Raw genomic sequence first — 14,482 nt, forward strand, 5'->3', positions numbered from 1 at the left:
GCCACTAAGTCGGCGCTGTGCGTGAGGAGCGAAAGTGGCCTCAGAAGCGGTAGTTTCGCCCTTTGCTCCCGATTTCGTTCAGCCTGAAAAAACAAAGAAGTCCGGAAGAGTGCTGATTCAACGAACCAGCACTTTTCCGGACTTCTCAGTTCCGCACGGTTTACTCTACCACCAGCCGGCGGCTCAGCAGCATACCCTCAGCAAGTAGCCGGATGGTGTAGAGGCCGGCCGGCAGCGCCGCCGTGGGGAGTTCCGTTTCGTTGTGGCCGGGGCTGAGGTTCCAGTCCAGCACCGTCCCCACGCGCCGGCCCAGGCCGTCGAGCACTTCCAGGCGCACCTGCCGGGCCGCCGAAGCCTCCACCGACAGCGTTACCCGGGAGCCACGGGCCGGGTTGGGGTACACGGTCAACTCCCGCGCAGCAGTTTGGGCGGCCGCCGGGGCCGCGGTCAGCCGGCCGCCGGCCGTTACGCTGCTCGGCTGTAGCAGCCACTGCTGGTTGGGGTTGCCGTGTCTGGTCCATTGAATAACGGCCGCACCGTCGGCCGTGCTTACGCCATTCACGTCAATTGCCTGGCCGGTGGCCACATTCAGCAGCAGGAAATAGCCGTCAGAAGCCGCCTCTAGCCGCCACTGCTGATTCAGGGCCCCGCTCATCAGGGTTTGCTGCTGGAGTTGGGTGCCGGCCGTGGTTGTGGAACCGGGCACGGTCAGGGCTTTGCCGCTGGCCTGGCTAACCAGCGTGTAGGTGTTGTTGGCCACGAATTGCAGGTTCCAGGCCTGGCCGCTGCTGGTATTGATGGTGTACTGTTGCAGCAGGGCTCCTTCGGCCGAGGTGCCGCCCGGCACATCGAGGGCTTTGCCGCTGTGGCGGACCACCAGTTGATATACGCCCGCCGCTACCGGCCCGGTGGGTGCATCGGCGGCCCGTGCCAGGGAGGCGGCCGGCAGTACCTGCTTGCTCAGGCCCGGCCCGGCGTAGCTGGCCACCAGCACCTGCTGGCCGGTTTTCTCAAAGAACGTAATGGTCAGCGCGTGCAGGCCGGCTTTCAGCCCAATCGTGCCCGATTGTTCCCGGGCCGCGTGCAGCCCGTCGTTGTTCACCACCAGCGTGGAGCCAATCAGCAGCTGGGAGCCGTCGTCGGAGTTGAGGTAGAAGGTGTACTGCCCGTCGGTGGGCACGCGCACGTAGCCGCTGTAGCGTAGCGCGAAGTTGTCGTTGCGGTTGCGCGGGGCCAGCGTTACTTCGGCCACGGTGCCCGATTTTACGGGCGTGAGGCTGCTGAAAGTGGGCAGCGCGTTCCAGCTGCCTTCATAGTAAGCATACTGGAGGCCGGCTACGGTAGCGGCGGGCATGTCGGCGGCGCGCAAAGTGGGCACCACCCGGAAGCTGGCCGTGAAGGTGGTGTTGGCAGCGGGCGTGGGAAGGGTCTGGGTGGCGCTGCCGCCCTGGCTCCAGCCCGTAAACTCATACGTTACGCCATTCACGGTCTGGGGCGAAACCACGCCTAATGTCCGCAACACGCCCTGCACGCCCAGCACCGCCACGGGGGCCGTAACGGGTTGCCCATCCAAGGTTAGCCGCAGGCCGGCGGGGCTGGTAGCCAGCGTGAAGGTGCTGGTGCGCGGGTAGATGTCGCGCTGCACGGTGGTGCTCAGGCCCCGGGAATCGGTAACGGTGAGGTAGAGGCGGTACCAGACGTTGGCGGCCGTTTCGCCGGTGTTGGGAATAGCGAAGGTGCCCGTTTTGGCTCCCTGGTTGAAGGGCGTACCGTCGTGTACGTGCTGGTCATGGTGAAAATCAACCCGCCAGCTAAAGGCGCTGGCCGGCAGCGCGCCATCCTCGGCGTCGGTGGCCGCACCCGAAAAAGCGAGGGTGGTACCGGCCACGTAGGTAACCGAATCGGCGGGCGTCAGGATTTGGGCCGTGGGGGCCAAGTTGGGGGCCGTAACGCGGAGCCGGGCCGCCGCGCTGGTGGCGCTACCGGCCGCGTTGCTCACCACGGCCCGGTACTGGCCCGAGTCGGCGGCCACCACGCTGGCAATGATGTAGGTAGCGGCCGTGGCCCCGCCAATATTCACGCCGTTCTTCTGCCACTGGTAGCCCAGCGGGCCCGTGCCCGAGGCGCTGACCGTGAAGCTGGCCGTCTGGCCCGGGGCCACGCTTACGTTGGCGGGCTGGCCGGTAATGGCCGGGGCCGCGGCCACCGAGTACACTACTTTATAGAGCGTACCCGCGCTCCGGCTCAGGTAGTAGAGGTTGCCATCCGGTCCGGTAGTCAGGGCGAGGGCGTTGCCGGGCAGGCCGGTGGCGAAGGCCGAGCGCACCGCCGCGCCGCCCGACAGGTCAATGTAATTAATCCACTGGTTGCACAGGTCCTGGTAGAAGTACTTGCCCTGCAGCTGAGCCGGGTAGGTAGTGGTGGCCGGGTTGAAGAAGGTGCCGCCCGTAATAGCGCAGCCCTTGCCGTCGCCCGAGCCGTGGGGATAGGCAAATACCGGCCCCGTTACTCCGGCCGCCGTGGTGGCTCCCTCGGTAGCGGGCCAGCCAAAATTCACCCCGCTCGTGCTGGCATCATTGATTTCCTCCCAGGTGTTCTGGCCCACGTCGTTCACGAAAATGCGCCCCGTACCGGGCTGCACCGCGAAGGTGTAGGGGTTGCGCAGGCCGTAGCTCCACACCCGCTTTTTCTGTTCGCTGCCGCTGGCAAAGGGGTTGCCGGCCGGCACGCTGCCATCGGGGTTGAGGCGCAGGATTTTGCCGTGGTAGGTGTCGAGGTTTTGGGCGTTGCTGGGCGTGGCGTTTTCGCCCACCGCCACATAGAGCTTGCCATCGAGGCCGAAGTGCATGGCCCCGCCGTTGTGGTTGGTGGCCGAGCTGAGCGGGTCGAGGTCGAGCACCACGGTTTCGCTGCCGGCCACAGCCACGTCGCCGACGGCCGTGAAGCGGCTGATGCGGTTATGCAGCGGGGCGGTGCTCACCGTGTAGTAGAGGTACACGTACTGGTTGACGGCAAAATTCGGGTCGAGCTCCACGCCAATCAGGCCCCGCTCGCCGCTCGAATTCACGCTCAACTGCACGAAGGGCATGGGCAGCAGCCCTCCGTTCTTAATAACGCGCAGCTTGCCGCCCTGCTCGGCCACGAAAATGCGCCCGTCGGGGGCGAAAGTCAGTGCGGTGGGGTTGCTGATGCCGCTGCTAACTGCTACTTGGTTGAAACCTGTTGGAAACGACTGCCCCCACCCGGTGAAGGCCAGTAGCAAACCTAAAAGCAGGAGCAGAAAAAAACGCTCACCCGTCGAGGGGCGCGAACGGTGGCCCGTCCGCAGAATAGTTGCAGCTGTTTTCATGGTGATGGAAGTAAGAGTGGAGCATAAAAAGGAAGAATGAAAAGCAGAAGAAGGAAAGCCCGGCCGTATAATCCCGGCCGGACCTCAGTGGCCCCGGCCGGCAACGCATTGCCCGTACCTGCAGGGTAAGCCGCTGTCAATGATGAGCTTAAAGCCCTATTGAAGGAGTTTCTTAGGGAAGATACCTAAACAAAACCCGCAGCCCCGACCCCGCCACGGGCGGCTGGACAGCCAACCCCCAAGGCGCTCCGCATCGGCCGGTTCGCCGGCCTGAAAGCACAAAAAAATGAACGTACCAAAGGGTACGTTCATGGGAGCGACAACAGAAAACCGGCAGAATTATCCCCGGCGTAGCACCTCGGCGGCTTCCTTGGCGAAGTAGGTCAGGATGGCGTCGGCGCCGGCGCGCTTGATGCTGAGCAGCACTTCCATCATGGTCTTTTCGCCGTCGAGCCAGCCCTGCTGGGCGGCGGCTTTCACCATGGCGTACTCGCCGCTCACGTTGTAGGCCGTGACGGGCAGGTTCGTATTGTTTTTTACATCCATAATCACGTCGAGGTAGCTCAGGGCGGGCTTTACCATCACCATATCAGCGCCTTCCTGCTCGTCGAGAGCTAACTCGCGCAGGGCTTCGCGGCGGTTGGCCGGGTTCATCTGGTAGCTTTTCTTATCGCCTTTTTTGGGGGCCGAATCCAGCGCGTCGCGGAAGGGGCCGTAGAAGGCCGAGGCGTACTTGGCCGTGTAGCTCATGATGCTCACGTGCGAAAACGCGTTGCTATCGAGCACCTCCCGAATCCAGGCCACGCGGCCGTCCATCATATCGCTCGGGCCGATGATGTCGGCGCCAGCGCGGGCCTGGGCCAGGGCCATCTGGCCGAGCACTTCCAGCGAGGCGTCATTGAGAATTTCGCCCGACTCGGCATCCACCACGCCGTCGTGGCCGTCGGAAGAGTAGGGGTCCATGGCCACATCGGTCATCAGCACGACGTCGGGAAATTGCCGCCGGATGTCGGCCACCGTTTTCAAGTAGAGCCCCTCGGGGTTGGCCGACTCGCGGGCCAGCCGGTCCTTCAGCCCGTCGTTGATGCTCGGAAACGGGGCGAACGAGTTGATGCCCAGCTCTACGCACTGCCCGATTTCATCGATGATGCGGTCGGCCGAAAACCGGAAAATACCGGGCATCGACTTCACTTCCACGTGCTGGTTCTGGCCTTCAATGAGAAAGAGTGGGAAGATGAAATCGTGGGTGGTAAGGCGGGTTTCCTGCACCATGTCGCGGATTACCTGCGACTTGCGGTTGCGGCGCGGACGGTGGGTGGGTACTTGGGGCATGGACATTTTCACTTGATAAGACCGGATAGAACAACCGCCGCAAAGGTAAGGTTGCGCGAGCCCCCATACCCAATGGCCGGGCTTCAGTGGCGGCTCACATATTAAAGAACTCCTGAAACACCTCTAGCCAAGCCTGCCGCCCGCCCAGGCCCAGCACCACGAAATAGTAGCCCAGCAGCACCAGCACCGCCCCCACGCCCAGCCCCAGCCAGCCGCCGAGCAGGATGCCGCCCACCACGCCTGCCACCACCAGCGCCGCGCCCAGCAGCCAGTGCAGCGTGTCGCGGTGGGCGGCGTGGGTGGTAGTTTCGGGCCGGCTAGTCCGCACGGAAGTCAATGACCCGAGCCGGGCAGCTGCCCGCTTCAACCGCCGCCCCGCGGGCCGAGCGGGCGCTTCTGCGGGCGCAACTGCGGCGTTGGATACTGGTGCCGCAAGCGGGCTGGCGGCCAGTGCAACGGGTCCTGCCGGAGCCACCAGCGGCCTTTCTGCCGGTGAAACGGGAGAAACCGGAGCCGCCGTCGAAACAGGCTCCGCCGCTGCCGGCCGAAACGAAAATACGGCCTGCTCGCTGCGGCAGCCTGCGGCCAGCAGCAGCCCGGCCACCCACCAGCGCCCACGAAGGAGTTTGTGCATGGCCGCAAGATAAAAACAAACCGCGGCGGCCCCCGTTTCCAGAAGCCGCCGCCGCGGTTCAATAACTCAGCAGCGCCAGCCTGCGCCTGCTACCGGCCAAACAGGGCCGCCTCTCCGGCCGGCAGTACTGCCCGGGTGGCCTGTGGCCCCTGCGAATCATGCAGCAATACCACCGTTCCGGCCGAATCGGCGGGCGTGTACTCAGGCAGCAAAACAAACGTACCGGCCGGCTGGGCCGCCAGGGCCAGGCGGCTGGTTTGGCAGCTGGCCAACGAGGTAGCAGCAGCAATACCAGCAAGCAGTAACAGGCGGAAAGAACGCATAGCAGTAGTTGTTTGGGAGGGTAGTGAGACAAAAGTACTGGCCCCACAGGCTGCTTGCCGGCTTCTTCGTTCAACATTAGGTTGTGCACCACCAATTTCCCGAAATTGTCGGTGGCGGTTCTGCCCGTCCGATGAACAGACTGCTTACCACGACGAACGGCCCACCTGCTGGCGGGCCTGTGTGGTAAGCAGCCCGGGCTGCCGCGCAACTCTGTGTTGCGCGACAGCCCGGCTTAGTTACTGTTGCTGTTAGAAAGCCAGGATTACTTCTTCAATCACGTCGCAGGCTTCATGGAGCTGCTCTTCATTGATGACCAGCGGTGGGGCGAAGCGGATGATGTCGCCGTGGGTGGGCTTGGCCAGCACGCCGCGCTCCATCAGGCTCACGCACACGTCCCAGGCCGTGCGGCCGTCGGTGGCGGGCGTAATCACCACCGCGTTCAGCAGGCCCTTACCGCGCACGAGCTGTACTACTTCGGGGCGCTTGGCCTGTATCTGGCGCATCCGCTCGCGGAATACTTCGCCCAAAGCGCGGGCGTTTTCGGTTAGCTTCTCGTCGATGAGCACATCCAGAGCGGCGCGCATAACCACGGCGGCCAGCGGGTTGCCGCCGAACGTGGAGCCGTGCTGGCCGGGCTGAATGGTGAGCATGATTTCGTCGCGGGCCAGCACCGCCGACACTGGCAGCACGCCCCCGCTCAGGGCCTTGCCCAGAATCAGAATATCGGCGTGCACGCCCTCGTAGCAGATGGCCAGCAACTCGCCAGTGCGGCCCAGGCCAGTCTGAATTTCATCGGCAATAAACAGCACGTTGTGCGCGCGGCACAGCGCGGCGGCCTTGAACAGGTAGCCTTCCGAAGGCACCATAACGCCGGCCTCGCCCTGAATAGGCTCGACCATAAAGGCGCAGACCTGCGGGTCCTGCAAGGCTTCAGCCAGGGCCTCCAGGTCGTCGTAGGGCACTACCTGGTAGCCGGGCACGTAGGGGCCGAAGCCGGTGGTCGAGTCGGGGTCGGTGCTGAAGGAGATGATGCCGGTGGTACGGCCGTGGAAGTTGCTTTCAGCCACCAGAATGCGCGCTTGGTTGGGCGCAATCCCCTTCTCCTGGTAGCCCCACTTGCGGGCCAGTTTGAGGGCCGTTTCCACGGCCTCGGCCCCGGAGTTCATTAGTAAGGCCTTGTCGTAGTTAAAAATGTCGCAGAGCTGCTTTTCGGCCGCCCCGAGCTGGTCGTTGAAGAACGCCCGGCTCGTGAGCGTGAGCCGCTGGGCCTGCTCGGTGAGAGCCCCGATGATGCGCGGGTGGCAATGGCCCTGGTTTACGGCCGAGTAGGCTGACAGGAAGTCGAAGTAGTGTTTGCCCTCCACGTCCCACAGGTGCACGCCCTCGCCCCGGCTCAGCACCACGGGCAGCGGGTGGTAGTTGTGGGCGCCATACTGGTCTTCCAGCGCCATGATTTCCTGGCTGCGGGTGAGCGTGGCGGTGGGCTGGGCGGTGGCGGTAGGGTGGGCAGTAACGGACATAAGCAGAACGAGGGTTAAAGCATGATCTGCCCAAAGTTACGGAAAACCCGGCCGGGCCGCCAGCTCAGTTTTGCAGCGAGTCGATGAACTTGCCCACGAAATTACCCTCTTCGCGGCCATCGGGCGTGGTGATGGTCCAATCGAGCACCGCCGATTCGGGAAAGGAGATGGACTGGCCGGTCTGGTATTGCTGCACCAGGTTCAACTCGTTGCTGATGAGGCCCCGCGCCGTGGCTCCCGTCCACTCCTGCACCCGAATAAACACCTGCTCGTACTTGCCATCGGCATCGAAAATGCGGGTGGTAAGGTAGAACGCCTGGCCCGCGGGTAAGCCGGCCAGAAACCGCTTTTTGGCCGCGGGCAGCGTCCTGCGGGCCTGCTTCACGGCCGGGGTAATCAACTTGTCAAACTCCCGCAACGACCGCTCCGCGTCGGTTCCGGTCACCGTTAGGGGTTGATCGGTAGGCGCAGCTACCGTGGCGGTTTGGCCGCAAACCGTAAGGGGCAAGGCCAGCGGCAGCAAAATCAGCAGGAGGGCGCTTGGGCGGAAGGCAGGCATAAAATGGAACCAGGGAATGGCCGGGCGATGATGCCTGGCCAAGGCAAGATACGGCAGCCGGCCGTACCTTTGCCCCATGCAAATCGTTCATCATCCGGATGCCCCCGCGGCCGTGGGGCCCTACGCCCAGGCCATCGAAGCCAATGGTTTCGTGTTCTGCTCGGGCCAGACGCCTATCGTGCCCGCCTCAGGCCGAGTCGAAGCGCTGACCATCGAAGACCAGACCCGCCAGGTGCTCGACAACCTGACTACCGTGCTGTCGGCCCGCGGCCTGGGCTTGGCCGATATCGTAAAAACGACCGTCTTCCTGAAAAACTTCGCCGACTTCCAGCGCATGAACGGCATGTACGCCGCCTGTTTCGGCGAGCACCGGCCGGCCCGCAGCACCGTCGAAGTGTCGCGGCTGCCGCTCGATGCGCTGGTCGAGATTGAGTGCGTGGCCGTGCTGCCCGCCGCCCGATGAGCGCCGCCCGCCTGGCCGCTTTCCTGACCAAACCCCTGCTGGCCGGCGACTTTTACCTGACGCCGGAGGGATACATGGTGTTCACCGAGCAGTACCACCGTCGCCGGGGCTTCTGCTGCGGCAACGACTGCCGACACTGCCCCTGGCAAGGGGCAAAAGGCAAAAAGCCGGGTTTAAATAAGAAATCCGGTGGCTAATCTGCTATTTTTCAGGGCGCAGGTTTTGTTCCTGCCGGAATATTCCGATCTTTGCGGCCCTGTTTTTCCGAATTGAAACCACTAAGTTCCTGATATCATGGCCCGAGTTTGTGATCTGACCGGCAAGCGTACCCGCGTAGGCAACAACGTTTCGCACGCCAACAACAAAACCAAGCGCAAGTTCTACCCGAACCTGCAGAAGAAGCGTTTCTACATCCCCGAGCAGGATGCCTGGGTTACCCTGAAAGTAGCAACCAGCACCATCCGCACCATCAACAAAAACGGCATCATGGCCGTGCTGAAGAAGGCGAAGGAGCAGGGCTTCATCACCTACTAGCTTCCCCGTTTCTCTTCTAGAGAAATAAGTTGACTGGTTAGCACAAAGCTTCCGCGGCAGGTCCCGATTGAATTTCAATCGGACTGCGCGGAAGCTTTGTGTCGTTGCGGGTGGGAAGTTGGGGTTAGCAGTTGTGGCTTTGGGTTGGTCGGGGCCAGCTAGCTGGCTGCCCTGGCTTGGCCAACCAAGCCGAAGCCGTAACTTCCGGCCCCGCTACCGCACTCCGCGGCGGCCTGTCTGCTTCGGCCATTATGCCCGTTTTTCGCTTTCCTTCGAGTTTGAGGTCGCTGTGCGTGGTGGCTGGCCTGTTGCTGGGCGCCGGCCCGGCCTTTGCCCAGCCGACTGCTGTTGCTGCTACTGCTCCCGGCCTCGTCCGGCCCGTCGATGCGCTCAGCCCGGCCTTCCATAAGCAGCGGCGCGAGCTGCTGCGGCAGGCGCTGCCGCCGGGGGCCGTAGCCGTGCTGTTTGCCGCGCCCGTGCGCAACCGGGCCAACGACGTCGACTACATCTACCACCAGAACCCCGATTTCTACTACCTCACCGGCTACCAGGAGCCCGATGCCGTGCTGGTGCTCTTCAAAGAGCCCCAGGCGCTGAGCGGGCAGCCAGGCGTTACCGAGGCCCTGTTCGTACAGCCCCGCGACGCCCGGCGCGAGCAGTGGACCGGCCGCCGCCTGGGCACCGAGGGCGCAAAGCAGCAACTACAGCTGCAGTTCGCGGCCGATAACGCAGAATTCGCCAAAGCCGGCATCCGCTGGGCCGATTTCAGCAGCGTGCTGTTCCTGGACCTGCCCGCCGATGTGCGCGACAACCCCTCAGATCCGGCCGACCTCTACGACCTGCTGGCCACGTTTCGCAGGCAAGCCGCCATCCCGGCCAACTTCAACCCCCAGCAGGCTGCCCTGCACCGCCGGATGCAGCAGCAGGGCGTTGCCAACGCGGCCCGCCTGAGGCCCTACCTCGAAAACCTGAGCCGGCAGACCTCATCCGTAGCCCAGGACGCCTACGTGCAGCGCTACCTGAAAGCCACTACCGACGCCGAGCGGCAGCAGACCCTAGCCGCCCGGCCCCGCCTGCGCTTCGATTCTGGTCCGCTTGATGACGCGCTTAATGAGCTGCGGGCCGTGAAAACGCCCGAAGAAATCGTGCTGCTCCGGCGCGCCGTGCGCATCAGTGCCGTGGGCCAGCAGGAGGTGATGAAGGCGGCCCACGCCGGCCTGGGCGAGCGGGAGCTACAGGGCATCCACGAGTTTGTGTACCGCAAGTACGACGCCGAGTTCGAGGGCTACCCCAGCATTGTGGGCGCCGGGGCCAACGGCTGCATTCTGCACTACGAGACCAATAACAAGCCCTTGGTTGGCAACGATTTGGTGCTGATGGACTGCGGGGCCGAATACCGTGGCTACTCGGCCGACGTGACGCGCACTATCCCGCCCAGCGGCAAGTTCAGCCCCGCCCAGCGCCAGATTTACGAGCTGGTGCTGGCTGCTCAGGAGGCCGGTTTCGCCGCCAGCCAGCCCGGCGCGGCTTTCCAGGCCCCCGACCAGGCCGCCCGCAAAGTGGTAACCGAGGGGCTGCTGAAGCTCGGCATCATCAAGCAGCCCGAGGAAGCGCGGCGCTACTTCCCGCACGGCACCAGCCACTACCTGGGCCTCGATGTGCACGACCGGGGCAGCTACGGCCCGCTGGTGGCCGGCAACGTAATAACAGTCGAGCCCGGCATCTACATCCCCGCAGGCAGCCCCTGCGACCAGAAGTGGTGGAACATCGGCGTGCGCATCGAAGATGACCTGCTCATTACGCCCACTGGCTACGAAAACCTCTCGCGCGAAGCCCCCCGCACCGTTGCCGACATTGAGGCCCTAATGGCCAAGCCCAGCGCCCTGGACGGGTTCAAGCTGCCGCAACTCTAAGCTGCCCAAAGCTGGTGTTGGGGCGGCAGAGGGGACAGATACGCTATTCGCCGCGCAGGCGGGCAGCGTAGTCCTCGGGCAGCAGGCGCAGCTTGCGGGTGTTGTAATCGAAGCAGAGCATGCCGGTTTTGGCCCGCGCGATTTCGCGGCCGCTGGTGGTGGCTACGGCGTACATGAGGTCGAAACCGTACTTGTTGAGGTCGGCGGCGGCCATCTGGATGCGCAGCACGTCGCCGTGGAAACCCTCGCCTTTGTACTCAATGGCTACGTCGGCCATGATGTGGCCCAGGCCGGTGGCGGGGTCGAACTCGGGCTGGCCGAGGTGGGCCAGAAACTGCACCCGGGCCTCGTGGAGCAAACTCAGCAGGGCATCGTTGCCCAAATGGGCTCCGTAGTTGAGGTTGGTGATGCGGATGGGCAGCTCGACAGTGAACAGAAAGCTTTCGGGCAGATTGACCTTGACGCGGGGCATGGATTAGAGCTTGGTGCTTTGTGGGTAGTGCTTAGGCACTGACAAAGAACGTCATTCAGCGCATGTGGCGCATAGAGCCAGGGTCGAAGAATCTCGCGTGCTGACGTTATAACGGCTGTCAAACGGCTTCGTACAAGCTTCGCAACGATTTCACGCGAGATTCTTCGACCCTGGCTCTATGCGCCACATGCGCTGAATGACGTTCTTTGTCAGTGCCTAAGCACTACCCACAAAGCACCAAGCTCTAATAATATGCACCCCGAAGTGCAATTCCGCGCCACCGCCGACGGCTCCGGCACGCTCTACGTACCGGCCCTTGATGAGCACTACCACAGCACTCACGGGGCCGTGCGCGAGGCCCGGCACGTATACCTGGCGGCCGGCCTCGAGCCTGCGCTGGCCGCCGCCACCGGCCCGGTGCGGGTGCTGGAAGTGGGCTTCGGCACGGGGCTGAACGCGCTGCTGACGCTGGAGCGCAGCCTCACGGCCGCAGTGCTCATCAGTTACGACACCTTGGAGAAGCACCCGCTGCCCTGGGAGCTGGTGCGCGAGCTGGCCACGGCTCCCGAGTTGCAAGAGGCGTCGCTACCGGCGTTTCGGCAGCAACTGCACGAGGCGGTCTGGGAGCAGCCGGTGGCCCTCACGCCCACTTTCACGCTGCGCAAGCTGGCCGGCGAGCTGCAGAATAGGCAACTGAGCCCTGCGACTTACCAAGTCATCTACTTCGACGCCTTCGCCCCCGACAAGCAGCCCGATATGTGGACCGACGCCGTGTTCGGGCAGCTCTATGAAGCCACCGCGCCGGGCGGCTGCCTGGTGAGCTACTGCGCCAAGGGCAGCTTCAAGCGCAGCCTGCGGGCCGCGGGCTGGCAGACGGAGGGCATCCCCGGCCCGCTTGGCAAGCGCGAGATGACGCGGGCGTGGAAGCCAAAGATTCCCTTGGGGCTATCTTCGTCTATATGAGTCGAAATATACTGGAAACCGACGGGCCGGAGTGGGTGCGGCGGGGCGTAATTACAGAAGTCCAGCGCGAGCAGCTGCTGGCCCTGTATCCGCCCGAGGCCAATGCCATCGGGCTGCTGCCGCTGCTGGGCAGCCTGCTGGTGCTACTGAGCGCGTTGAGCGTGGTGGCGGCCAACTGGCAGAGTCTGCCCGAGCTGCTGCGGCTGGGGCTGCTGCTGGCCACGCTGGTGGCTGCCTACGCGGGCGGTGAGTATTTCCGGCGGCGCGGCAATACCAACCTCGGCATGGGCCTGGTGGCGCTGGGGCTCGTGGTATTCGGGGTTAGCATCGTGCTCACCGGCCAGCTTTACCAGCTCGTCGGCTACGACCTGACCGGGCTGCTGGCCTGGGCCGTGGCCGGCATGGGCCTGACGTGGCTGTACCGGAGCCGGCTGCTGTTTCTGCTCACCGTTATTATCAGCGGCATCGTGCAGGGCTACAACACCGGGCAACTCGGCGTCTTTAGCTACCTGACGGCCGCCGGCACGGCCCTGGGACTGGGCTACTACTGGTGGCGCCGGCCCGATGCGCTGCTGGGCGGGGTGCTGGCCGGCGGCCTGCTCTGGCAGGCGGCGCTACTGATAAACCACCTGCACGTCAAAATCACCTGGTTCTTCATTCCGGCCATGCTCGTGTACGCCCTCGGCGACTGGCAGGCCGACCGCCCCGCCGGCCGGGCCCTGCAGGGCCCGCCGCTGGCGGCCGCCTTCCTGTTCACGCTGGGGCTGGCTCTGTTTGGCGAATCGGATTTCTACGCCGGGCAGCTGCGGGCGCCGCCGGTGCCGTACCTGGCGGCGCTGGGGGCCGTGCTGGCTTTGTCGTTGGTGGGCAAGCAGCGCCGGGGCCGCCTCAGTGGCGCCACCGACTGGCTGCTGCTGCTGCCGGGCTTCTATTTCACGGGCGGCTTGCCGCTGGCCGTGGCTACGCTGGTGGTACTGTACGCCTACTCGGGCAGCGTGCTGCTGCGCGCCCATCAGGAGCAAAACCCCGACCGCGTAACGCTGGGAACGGTGCTGTTCGTGCTCACCACGGCCGTCGCCTACTTCAAGCTGACGTGGGGCTTCTTCGATAAGTCGTTGTTTTTCCTGCTGGGCGGGCTGCTGCTGCTGGGCCTGAGCTGGTGGCTACAACGCCGCGCCGCCCGCACCCAGGCCACTGCCAACGCCGCCAGTGCCCTCAACGCTTCTGCCGCCCCCAAGCCATGACCGAGCCGCTTGTTTCTCCCCTGAACCCGGTGCCGGCTGCCGCGCCGGCCCTGCCGGCCCATCACCGCCGTTGGCTGCTGTGGCTGGTGGCGGCGCAGGTGCTTTTCGTGCTGGGCGTGGCCGCGGCCGGCTACGCCACCGCCGCACTGGGCCGTAGCATCACGCTGCAAACCGAGCCCGTCGACCCGCGTGATTTGCTCTACGGCGACCATCTGCGCCTGCACTACCAAATCAGTGAGCTACCGGGCAGCCTGTGGCGCGGTGCCACCCTGCCCCGCCGCAAAGATGCCGCCTACGTGCTGCTCGAACCCCAATCGCCGGGCGACTACGCGGCCGTGGGTATCTACCCCGCTGCTCCCGCCACCACCGGCCAGCAGGTAGTGCTGCGCGGCTCGGTGCAGGACGTATGGCGGCGCGGCCTGCGCCTGCGCTACGGCCTGGAGCGCTACTACGTGCCCGAAACCATGACCCGCCAGATGCGCCACCGCCGCCGCCTGCGCGTGCAAATCAGCATCGCCCCCTGGGGCCAGGCCCGCATTACCCAGGTCGATACGCTGGGAGTAGTTCGATGAAAGCGGGGAAGTAATAAAAACCTGCCTGTCATCTTCGCTCAGGATGACAGGCAGGTTTTTTACCGGACTGCCAGTAGCTTTCTATCGGCTTCGTTCAAATCAACCAGTGCGTATTTGCGCTGGCCGGTGATGTTCATTTCGTCCAGCACATCCACCAGGCTCTGGTAGCTGGCCTGGTTGCTGGGCTTGATGAGCACCACACCACCGGGCTGCTGCTGAAACCGGAGCAGCACCTGTCGTAGGCCGTCGGCGGCCAGGGTAGTAGTGTGCAGCTGGCTGGCGTCGGGGCCGGGGTTGAGGCCGAAGAAGTAGCGTACCTCGCTGTTTCTGTCCAGTAGCAACGTCAGGGCTTTTTTGGGGTCCACCGGACTTTCCGGCCCCGGCGCGGGCATGGCCAGCTCCATCACGCTGGGCTTATTGAAGGTGGTCGTGAGCATGAAGAACGTCAGCAGCAGAAAAGCCAGGTCCACCATCGGCGTCATGTCGGGGTGGAAGGAGCGTTTTTTAGCCCGGGGCTTTCCGGATTTGGGGGCGGCGGTAGGTTGGATGCTGGCCATGCGGACGGGGCTTTAGTGGAACATAGCCTTTCAACGATACCAAGGG

At 64.3% G+C, this 14,482-nt stretch carries 15 protein-coding genes; 7 read left to right on the top strand and 8 right to left on the bottom strand.

The genetic code is table 11. The features are described from left to right. Nucleotides 1-160: 160 nt before the first annotated feature. From D0N36_RS01730 to D0N36_RS01755, 6 genes are all read right to left on the bottom strand, one after another. Complete coding sequence (locus D0N36_RS01730) at nucleotides 161-3,349, bottom strand: PQQ-dependent sugar dehydrogenase (RefSeq protein WP_116939335.1); 3,189 nt, start codon at nucleotides 3,347-3,349, stop codon at nucleotides 161-163. A gap of 339 nt (nucleotides 3,350-3,688) precedes the next feature. Next, complete coding sequence (hemB, locus tag D0N36_RS01735) at nucleotides 3,689-4,681, bottom strand: porphobilinogen synthase (protein ID WP_116939411.1); 993 nt, start codon at nucleotides 4,679-4,681, stop codon at nucleotides 3,689-3,691. Nucleotides 4,682-4,775: 94 nt separating this feature from the next. Beyond that, the gene (locus D0N36_RS01740; RefSeq protein WP_147320708.1) at nucleotides 4,776-5,315 is read right to left on the bottom strand and encodes a hypothetical protein; all 540 of its coding nucleotides are present in this window, start codon (nucleotides 5,313-5,315) and stop codon (nucleotides 4,776-4,778) included. Between the two features lie 89 nt (nucleotides 5,316-5,404). Further along, entirely contained in the window at nucleotides 5,405-5,638 is a 234-nt protein-coding gene (locus D0N36_RS01745) for a hypothetical protein (protein WP_116939337.1), read from the bottom strand. A gap of 249 nt (nucleotides 5,639-5,887) precedes the next feature. Next, nucleotides 5,888-7,159 carry an ornithine--oxo-acid transaminase gene (gene rocD, locus D0N36_RS01750; RefSeq protein WP_116939338.1) on the bottom strand — a complete coding sequence of 424 codons (1,272 nt, stop codon included), beginning with the start codon at nucleotides 7,157-7,159 and terminating at the stop codon, nucleotides 5,888-5,890. A gap of 64 nt (nucleotides 7,160-7,223) precedes the next feature. After that, nucleotides 7,224-7,718 (bottom strand): DUF2314 domain-containing protein, encoded by a 495-nt coding sequence (locus tag D0N36_RS01755; protein ID WP_190242472.1) that lies wholly within the window; start codon nucleotides 7,716-7,718, stop codon nucleotides 7,224-7,226. A gap of 76 nt (nucleotides 7,719-7,794) precedes the next feature. Between D0N36_RS01755 and D0N36_RS01760 the strand changes: the two genes are divergently transcribed. The 4 genes from D0N36_RS01760 (at nucleotide 7,795) to D0N36_RS01775 (ending at nucleotide 10,628) form a co-directional block, all read left to right on the top strand. Next, nucleotides 7,795-8,181: a RidA family protein gene (locus tag D0N36_RS01760; RefSeq protein ID WP_116939340.1), complete on the top strand. Its 387-nt coding sequence runs from the start codon at nucleotides 7,795-7,797 to the stop codon at nucleotides 8,179-8,181. After that, nucleotides 8,178-8,378 (top strand): DUF5522 domain-containing protein, encoded by a 201-nt coding sequence (locus D0N36_RS01765; RefSeq protein WP_116939341.1) that lies wholly within the window; start codon nucleotides 8,178-8,180, stop codon nucleotides 8,376-8,378. Before D0N36_RS01760 ends, D0N36_RS01765 begins: the two co-directional genes overlap by 4 nt. A 97-nt stretch (nucleotides 8,379-8,475) precedes the next feature. After that, nucleotides 8,476-8,715 carry a 50S ribosomal protein L28 gene (gene rpmB, locus D0N36_RS01770; RefSeq protein ID WP_019946872.1) on the top strand — a complete coding sequence of 80 codons (240 nt, stop codon included), beginning with the start codon at nucleotides 8,476-8,478 and terminating at the stop codon, nucleotides 8,713-8,715. A gap of 251 nt (nucleotides 8,716-8,966) precedes the next feature. After that, the gene (locus tag D0N36_RS01775; protein WP_116939412.1) at nucleotides 8,967-10,628 is read left to right on the top strand and encodes an aminopeptidase P N-terminal domain-containing protein; all 1,662 of its coding nucleotides are present in this window, start codon (nucleotides 8,967-8,969) and stop codon (nucleotides 10,626-10,628) included. 43 nt (nucleotides 10,629-10,671) lie between these two features. Here the strand turns inward: D0N36_RS01775 and D0N36_RS01780 are convergent, their stop codons facing one another. Beyond that, nucleotides 10,672-11,100 carry a thioesterase family protein gene (locus D0N36_RS01780; RefSeq protein WP_116939342.1) on the bottom strand — a complete coding sequence of 143 codons (429 nt, stop codon included), beginning with the start codon at nucleotides 11,098-11,100 and terminating at the stop codon, nucleotides 10,672-10,674. Nucleotides 11,101-11,352: 252 nt separating this feature from the next. Between D0N36_RS01780 and mnmD the strand changes: the two genes are divergently transcribed. Genes mnmD through D0N36_RS01795 form a run of 3 tightly spaced genes read left to right on the top strand, consistent with a single transcriptional unit; the run spans nucleotide 11,353 to nucleotide 13,879 of the window. Next, nucleotides 11,353-12,063, top strand: coding sequence for a tRNA (5-methylaminomethyl-2-thiouridine)(34)-methyltransferase MnmD (gene mnmD / locus D0N36_RS01785; protein WP_116939343.1), 711 nt, complete (start codon nucleotides 11,353-11,355; stop codon nucleotides 12,061-12,063). After that, complete coding sequence (locus D0N36_RS01790; RefSeq protein WP_116939344.1) at nucleotides 12,060-13,307, top strand: DUF2157 domain-containing protein; 1,248 nt, start codon at nucleotides 12,060-12,062, stop codon at nucleotides 13,305-13,307. The genes mnmD and D0N36_RS01790 overlap by 4 nt, the downstream gene beginning before the upstream one ends. Beyond that, on the top strand, nucleotides 13,304-13,879 hold the full coding sequence (locus tag D0N36_RS01795; RefSeq protein WP_116939345.1) for a GDYXXLXY domain-containing protein: 576 nt from the start codon (nucleotides 13,304-13,306) through the stop codon (nucleotides 13,877-13,879). Before D0N36_RS01790 ends, D0N36_RS01795 begins: the two co-directional genes overlap by 4 nt. A gap of 59 nt (nucleotides 13,880-13,938) precedes the next feature. Here the strand turns inward: D0N36_RS01795 and D0N36_RS01800 are convergent, their stop codons facing one another. Next, the gene (locus D0N36_RS01800; protein WP_116939346.1) at nucleotides 13,939-14,436 is read right to left on the bottom strand and encodes an ExbD/TolR family protein; all 498 of its coding nucleotides are present in this window, start codon (nucleotides 14,434-14,436) and stop codon (nucleotides 13,939-13,941) included. Between the last annotated feature and the right edge of the window lie 46 nt (nucleotides 14,437-14,482).

The sequence above is a fragment of the Hymenobacter lapidiphilus genome (genome assembly GCF_003417065.2).
Taxonomy (GTDB): domain Bacteria; phylum Bacteroidota; class Bacteroidia; order Cytophagales; family Hymenobacteraceae; genus Hymenobacter.

Coding starts and splice junctions, on each gene's coding strand:
- mnmD (WP_116939343.1), top strand. CDS start 11,353: ATGCACCCCGAAGTGCAATTCCGCGCCACCGCCGACGGCTCCGGCACG.
- rpmB (WP_019946872.1), top strand. CDS start 8,476: ATGGCCCGAGTTTGTGATCTGACCGGCAAGCGTACCCGCGTAGGCAAC.
- D0N36_RS01795 (WP_116939345.1), top strand. CDS start 13,304: ATGACCGAGCCGCTTGTTTCTCCCCTGAACCCGGTGCCGGCTGCCGCG.
- rocD (WP_116939338.1), bottom strand. CDS start 7,159: ATGTCCGTTACTGCCCACCCTACCGCCACCGCCCAGCCCACCGCCACG.
- D0N36_RS01745 (WP_116939337.1), bottom strand. CDS start 5,638: ATGCGTTCTTTCCGCCTGTTACTGCTTGCTGGTATTGCTGCTGCTACC.
- D0N36_RS01760 (WP_116939340.1), top strand. CDS start 7,795: ATGCAAATCGTTCATCATCCGGATGCCCCCGCGGCCGTGGGGCCCTAC.
- D0N36_RS01775 (WP_116939412.1), top strand. CDS start 8,967: ATGCCCGTTTTTCGCTTTCCTTCGAGTTTGAGGTCGCTGTGCGTGGTG.
- D0N36_RS01730 (WP_116939335.1), bottom strand. CDS start 3,349: ATGAAAACAGCTGCAACTATTCTGCGGACGGGCCACCGTTCGCGCCCC.
- hemB (WP_116939411.1), bottom strand. CDS start 4,681: ATGCCCCAAGTACCCACCCACCGTCCGCGCCGCAACCGCAAGTCGCAG.
- D0N36_RS01780 (WP_116939342.1), bottom strand. CDS start 11,100: ATGCCCCGCGTCAAGGTCAATCTGCCCGAAAGCTTTCTGTTCACTGTC.
- D0N36_RS01740 (WP_147320708.1), bottom strand. CDS start 5,315: ATGCACAAACTCCTTCGTGGGCGCTGGTGGGTGGCCGGGCTGCTGCTG.
- D0N36_RS01790 (WP_116939344.1), top strand. CDS start 12,060: ATGAGTCGAAATATACTGGAAACCGACGGGCCGGAGTGGGTGCGGCGG.
- D0N36_RS01765 (WP_116939341.1), top strand. CDS start 8,178: ATGAGCGCCGCCCGCCTGGCCGCTTTCCTGACCAAACCCCTGCTGGCC.
- D0N36_RS01755 (WP_190242472.1), bottom strand. CDS start 7,718: ATGCCTGCCTTCCGCCCAAGCGCCCTCCTGCTGATTTTGCTGCCGCTG.
- D0N36_RS01800 (WP_116939346.1), bottom strand. CDS start 14,436: ATGGCCAGCATCCAACCTACCGCCGCCCCCAAATCCGGAAAGCCCCGG.